General features: G+C 64.5%; 4 protein-coding genes. All 4 read right to left on the bottom strand.

The window, feature by feature from the left end; translation table 11 throughout:
- Positions 1-21: 21 nt before the first annotated feature.
- The 4 genes from LO50_RS05275 to LO50_RS05260 are packed head-to-tail and all read right to left on the bottom strand — an operon-like array spanning position 22 to position 5,817.
- Positions 22-2,874 carry an FAD-binding and (Fe-S)-binding domain-containing protein gene (locus LO50_RS05275; RefSeq protein WP_044314328.1) on the bottom strand — a complete coding sequence of 951 codons (2,853 nt, stop codon included), beginning with the start codon at positions 2,872-2,874 and terminating at the stop codon, positions 22-24.
- Positions 2,871-3,542 (bottom strand): LutC/YkgG family protein, encoded by a 672-nt coding sequence (locus LO50_RS05270; protein WP_044314327.1) that lies wholly within the window; start codon positions 3,540-3,542, stop codon positions 2,871-2,873. The genes LO50_RS05275 and LO50_RS05270 overlap by 4 nt, the downstream gene beginning before the upstream one ends.
- Positions 3,539-4,999: a LutB/LldF family L-lactate oxidation iron-sulfur protein gene (locus LO50_RS05265; protein WP_044314326.1), complete on the bottom strand. Its 1,461-nt coding sequence runs from the start codon at positions 4,997-4,999 to the stop codon at positions 3,539-3,541. The genes LO50_RS05270 and LO50_RS05265 overlap by 4 nt, the downstream gene beginning before the upstream one ends.
- Positions 4,996-5,817, bottom strand: a complete 822-nt coding sequence (locus LO50_RS05260; RefSeq protein ID WP_014819215.1) for a (Fe-S)-binding protein — start codon at positions 5,815-5,817, stop codon at positions 4,996-4,998. Before LO50_RS05260 ends, LO50_RS05265 begins: the two co-directional genes overlap by 4 nt.
- Between the last annotated feature and the right edge of the window lie 183 nt (positions 5,818-6,000).

Raw genomic sequence — 6,000 nt, 5'->3', positions numbered from 1 at the left:
AGCGGGGCCGTGGTGCGCGGGTTAGAGCGGCTGGGTCGCTGTTTTGCTGCGCGTGACGCGGTCTACCAGATAGACCAGTCCGTGGTAGTCGATCTGGCCATGACGGGACAGGCCGATCTCGCAGGTGCGGCTGGTGGATATGCCTTCATCGCAGATCTGCACCGCATCCTTCAGGCTGCGCAGGGCGTGACCGTTGAGTTCCGGGGTGGTGAAGCCTTTGTCTCCGGCGAAACCGCAGCAATGAATGCCTTCGGGCACCACGACTTCCCTGGCGCAGCGACGAGCGATATCGATCAGTGCCTGTGATTCCCCAAGGTGCTGGGTGCTGCAGGTAACGTGCACGGCGATCGCCTTTTCCTGCGGGACGAAGTCCAGCTTGTCGAGCAGGTGTGTGCGGATGAAGCGCACCGGGTCGTACATGTCGAGGCGTTGATCGGTCAGGCCCTGGACCAGGCGCAGCGTGCAGGGACTGGTGTCGCAGTAGATCGGATCAAGCCCGCCGCGGCTGGCCTTGAGCAGCGCGTCGAGCATCTCCTGACGCTTGCGTTCGCCCTGTTCAGCGTAACCCTTGGAAGCGAACGGTTGGCCGCAGCACAGGTCGTTCAGCTGCTCGGGGAAAATCACTTGGTAGCCGGCCTTTTCCAGCAGGCTGCGGGTCTTGTCGAGCAGCGGCTCCTGTTCCTGATCGCGGGCAGCGGGCGCCATGGCGCGGGAGACGCAGGCAGCCAGATAGACCACCCGCGGGCGCTCGTCCTGAAAGGCAGGCTGGGGCAGGTGCAGGCGCTGCAGGGGTTGCGGCATCGCCGGAGTCCATTGCGGGACGCGACCCTTGCTGGCGTTGGTCATGGTGGCGGACAGCTTGGCCAGACGCTTGGTGCCGAGGATGATATGCGCGCCGTTGGCGGCATGCAGCATGAAGCGAGTGCCCTGCACGGCCGTGGAGAAGTGATCGGCCAGCCAGTTGGCGGTTCCGGTTTTGCTCGCTTCACGCCCGCGCAGCTTGCGCACCAGATCGCCAGTGTTGATGCCGACCGGGCAGCGCTGGGCGCAGAGGCCGGTGGCGGCGCAGGTTTCCACGCCGTGATAATGGTAGAGACGCTCGATTTCCGTGGTGTCGACGCCGGCCCGCTTGCGCGCTTGAATGTCGCGCCAGATGACGATGCGCTGGCGTGGGGTGAGGGTCAGCCCGTTGGATGGGCAGACCGGCTCGCAGAAGCCGCATTCGATGCACTTGTCGACGATCTCGTCGGCGGCCGGCATCGGTTTGAGGTTTTTCAGGTGGATGTCCGGGTCTTCGGAGAGCACTACGTCCGGGTTGAGGATGCCGGTGGGGTCGAGCAGGCGCTTGATCTTCCACATCAGTGCGTAGGCTTCGCTGCCCCATTCCAGCTCGACGAAGGGCGCCATGTTGCGCCCAGTGCCGTGTTCAGCCTTGAGCGCACCGCCGAATTCGACGGCGACCAGCTGCGCCACTTCGCCCATGAAGGCTTCGTAACGGGCGACCTGCGCCGGATCATCGAAGCCCTGGGTGAAGACGAAGTGCAGGTTGCCCTCCAGCGCGTGGCCGAAGAGGATCGCCTCGTCGTAGCGGTGCTTGTCGAGCAGTTCGATCAGCCGGTTGACGCCCTCGGCCAGGCGCTCGACGGGGAAGGTGACGTCTTCGATGATCACCGTGGTGCCGGTCTGGCGCACGGCGCCGACTGCCGGGAAGGTGTTCTTGCGGATCTTCCAAAGCTGGTTGTAGACCACCGGGTCTTCGCTGAAGTCGACCTGCTTTTCCACCGGGAAATGCGCGATGGAGGTCATGATCAGGTTGATCTGCTCGTGCAGCAGCGACTGGCTGGCGGCACGCGATTCGATCAAGAGTGCGCATGCGGTCGGCGACAGTTCCTTCACCCACTCGGGCATGCCGGCCTTGTGTTCGACCGAGCGCAGACTGCGGCGGTCCAGCAGCTCCACGGCCGACACCGGCTGCTGCTTGAGCACCGGTACGGCCAGGCAGCAGGTTTCCACGTCAGGGAACACCACCAGCGCGCTGGCTTTGTGCGGGTGATCCGGCACGGTGTCGTAGGTCACCGCGCTGATAAAGCCCAGCGTGCCTTCGGAACCGACCATCAGGTGGTTGAGGATGTCCAACGGCTCGTCGTAGTCGACCAGCGCATTGAGCGAGAAACCGGTGGTGTTCTTCAGTCGGTACTTGTGGCGGATCTTCGCGGCCAGTTCGGTGTTGGCGCGGGTTTCGCGGCCCAGCTCGGCCAGCTGTTCGAGCAGCGCCGCATGGCTCTGGCGGAAGGCGGCAACGCTGGAGGCATCCTCGCTGTCGACCACGGTCCCATCGGCCAGCACGACGCGCAGGCCGGCGAGGGTTTTGTAGGTGTTCTGCGCCGTGCCGCAGCACATGCCGCTGGAGTTGTTGGCGACGATGCCGCCGATCTTGGCGGCGTTGATCGAGGCCGGATCAGGGCCGATCTTGCGCTGGAATGGCGCGAGTACGGCGTTGGCGTTGGCACCGATTACGCCGGGCTGCAGGCGGATCTGCTCGCCGCCGTTGCGAATCTCGCGGCCGTTCCAGTTGTCGCCGAGGACGATCAGCACCGAGTCGCTGATCGCCTGGCCGGACAGGCTGGTGCCGGCGGCGCGGAAGGTCACCGGGACGTTTTCCGCATGGGCCAGCTTGAGCAGCGCGATCACCTCGGCTTCGGATTCGACGCGCACCACCAGTTTGGGAATCAGCCGGTAGAAGCTTGCGTCGGTACCGAAGGCGAGGGTGGAGAGCAGGTCGTCGAAGCGCCGCTCGACCGGGATCAGACGTTCGACTTCGCGGAGGAACGCGGCTGGCAAAGGCGCACCTTCAAGCTGGGCGGCCGCGTTCATGCGTCCTCCAGGATCAGCAGGATCAGATCCTTAGGGCCGTGGGCGCCATAAGCCAGCACCTGTTCGATGTCGGCGGTTTTCGACGGGCCGGAAACCAGCAGCGCATTGGTCGGCATGCCGGCGGCCCACTGGAACTTCTGCTGGATCTCGTAGAAGTTGTCGTGGATTTCGCTGGCCTTGAGGATGGCGAAGTGCACCGGTGGCACCAGGCTCATCAGGCGCGGCTCCTCGCGGGTCGGCCACATGATCAGGCTGCCGGTAGAGGCGATGGCACCGAGGGTGCCGGTGAGGCTCGCCGGTGTGTCGTTGAACAGCTCGTCCTTCCAGTCTTCGACCGGGCGGTCGTAGGCCTTCAGCGTCGGCAGGCCTTCACGGCCGGCGCAATGCTCGGTGAAACGCTGGCCGTACGGCGTCGTCGGGGCAATCAGCAGGCTCGGCAGCTGGCGGTCGTGCAGCAGCTGTTCGAGCAGGGCGGGCCAACCGGCGTCCGTGGTCAGGTGAATCTCGGTGTGCACCGCTTCCATCAGCTGGCGCAAGCGGGCAATGCGCTGCTCGGGCGCGTAGCTCCAGGGCTGGGTGACCAGCGATACGTCGTAGTCATCGACGATAGGCGTGGTGCCTTCCAGGCTCTTTTTCAGCTTGGCGAGGATATTGGCCTTGGCGCTCATCGCTTGCCCTCCAGGTGATCGCGGGCCAGCTCGTGCAGCGAGCGGGCGGCAGGTTTTGGTGCGCTGTGGTTCTGCGTCCAGGGGCCGATGTTCGATGGCGTCAGGCCGCGCAGGCGAGTGGCGAAGAAGCCGAATACGCGGTACAGCGTCGGGCTGGTGTTGAGCAGGCGCCAGCCTGCCCACATCAGTCGTTCTTTCTTCGAATATTTGCTGCCCTGGCCGCGCATGACCTTGTGCGGATCGTCCGGTGCCTTGACGTTCTCCTCACGCAGGCGGCGCAGGATGGACGGGATCGGGATCTTCACCGGGCAGACCTCGCCGCAGGCGCCGCACAGCGATGAGGCGCTGGGGTGATCCGGCACCTTGCCCAGGCCGACCATGTGCGGCGTGATGATCTTGCCGATCGGGCCGGGGTAGACCTCGCCGTAGGTGTGGCCGCCGACGCGGGTGTACACCGGGCAATGGTTCATGCAGGCGCCGCAGCGGATGCAGTTCAGCGTCTGGCGCAGCTCGCTGTCGGCGAAAGCCTGGCTGCGGCCGTTGTCCAGCAGGATCAGGTGCACTTCCTGCGGGCCGTCGAGCTCATCGGCCTTGCGCGGGCTGGAGATCATGTTGACGTAGGTGGTGATCGGCTGGCCCAACGCCGAGCGGGTCAGCAGCGAGAGCAGCGGGACCACGTCGCGCAGGTTCTCCACGACCTTCTCGATCCCGGTGACGGCGATATGTACCGGCGGCACACCGGTGGACATGCGCCCGTTGCCCTCGTTTTCCACGAGCAGCAGGGTGCCGGTTTCAGCTACCGCGAAGTTCACACCGGAGACGCCGATATCGGCCTCGAAGAACTTCTGGCGCAGCGTGCGGCGGCCGATCTGAATGAGTTGGTCGACGTCCTTGGTGTACTCCACGCCGAGTTTCTCGTGGAACAGGGACGCGACCTGGCCGGCGTTCTTGTGGATTGCCGGCATGATGATGTGGGAAGGCTTTTCGTGGTCGAGCTGGACGATGTACTCGCCCATGTCCGATTCCAGGCATTCGATGCCATGGCCCTCGAGGAAATGGTTCATCTCCATCTCTTCGCTGACCATCGATTTGCCCTTGATCACCTGCTTCGCCTCGTGGGCGCGGGCGATCTCGAGGACGATGTTGCTCGCCTCTTCAACCGTCTCCGCCCAGTGCACTTTCACACCGTTGCGGGTCAGGTTGGTTTCCAGCCGCTCGAGCAGTTCGGGCAGCTTGGACAGTGCGCGGGCGCGGATGCGGTTGCCCATCTCGCGCAGCCGCTCGCGTTCGTCGGCATCGCTGAAGGCCACGGCACGCTTGGTCATCAGCGAGTCCATGGCGGTACGGAAGTTGCGCCGTAGCTGGTCGTCCTTCAGGGATTTGCGCGCGCGGGCGCGGAAATCCGGGTCACCGGCGTTCTCGATCTGTATCGCGGGGATACGCTGTTCGGCGTTCATCGGGCACCTCCGGTGCGTTGCCAGAGGAAGGTCGCCAGATGCTGACCGCGCAGGGCTTCACGCTGCTTCTCCAGCGAACCGTTGATGTTCATCAGACAGCCGCAGTCGGCGCTGATCACCTGATGCGCGCCGGATTCCTTCAGTGCGCGGGTCTTGTCCAGCACCATGGCGCCGGAGATGTCGGGCATGCGTACGCTGAAGGTGCCGCCGAAGCCGCAGCATTCGCTTTCGTGGTCATGCTCGACGCGCTCGACCTGGCCCAGCTGTGCAAGCAGGGCGCGGCCGTGCAGGTGGGTGTTCATCTCGCGGCGCGCCGAGCAGGAGGTATGCAGGGCAACCTTGGTCGGCGTGCCGGCGTCCTTGAATTCGACCTTGCAGACGTTGAGCAGGAACTCGGCCAGCTCGAAGGTGCGCTCGGCCAGCGCTTGTGCCTTCTTCAGCGTGGCCGGCTCGTCCTTGAACAGGTCCAGATAATGGTGGCGCAGCATCCCGGCGCAGGAACCGGACGGGACGACCACGGGCCAGTCGTTGGCGAACAGATCCAGTTGCGCCCGTGCGACGTTGCGTGCCTCGTCGGTGTAGCCGCTGGTGTAGGCCGGCTGGCCGCAGCAGGTCTGACCCTGCGGGAAGTGCACGGTCAATCCTTCGCGCTCGAGCAGGCGGATGGCATCCAGGCCAGCCTCGGGATAGAACAGGTCGACCACGCAGGTACCGAACAGATAAACCTGGCTCGGCTTGGCGGGGTATTCGCGCGGCTTTGGCAGCGGCGGCGCGACGCGGGTAGCGTTCGGCGCAGCATCGTAGAAGAGTTCGCTCATCGGCTTGGTCTCCGGGTTAGCCCGGTTATCCGCAAACAGGCTTTTGAAAAACTATCTGCGTTTGGCAATGCGTCGTTAAAGCAGCCTCAGAATGCTCATTTAGGAACCTGAACTCGTATGCGAGCCCAGTCCTTTCTTCGGCTGCTTTGCCTCGTCTTGCCGGTCTCGCCTACGTTTTTCAAT

The organism is Stutzerimonas stutzeri, from assembly GCF_000935215.1.
In the GTDB taxonomy this organism is placed as follows: Bacteria; Pseudomonadota; Gammaproteobacteria; order Pseudomonadales; family Pseudomonadaceae; genus Stutzerimonas.
The sequence above is the reverse complement of the archived record's forward strand: the minus strand, read 5'-3'. Positions and strand labels throughout refer to the sequence as shown.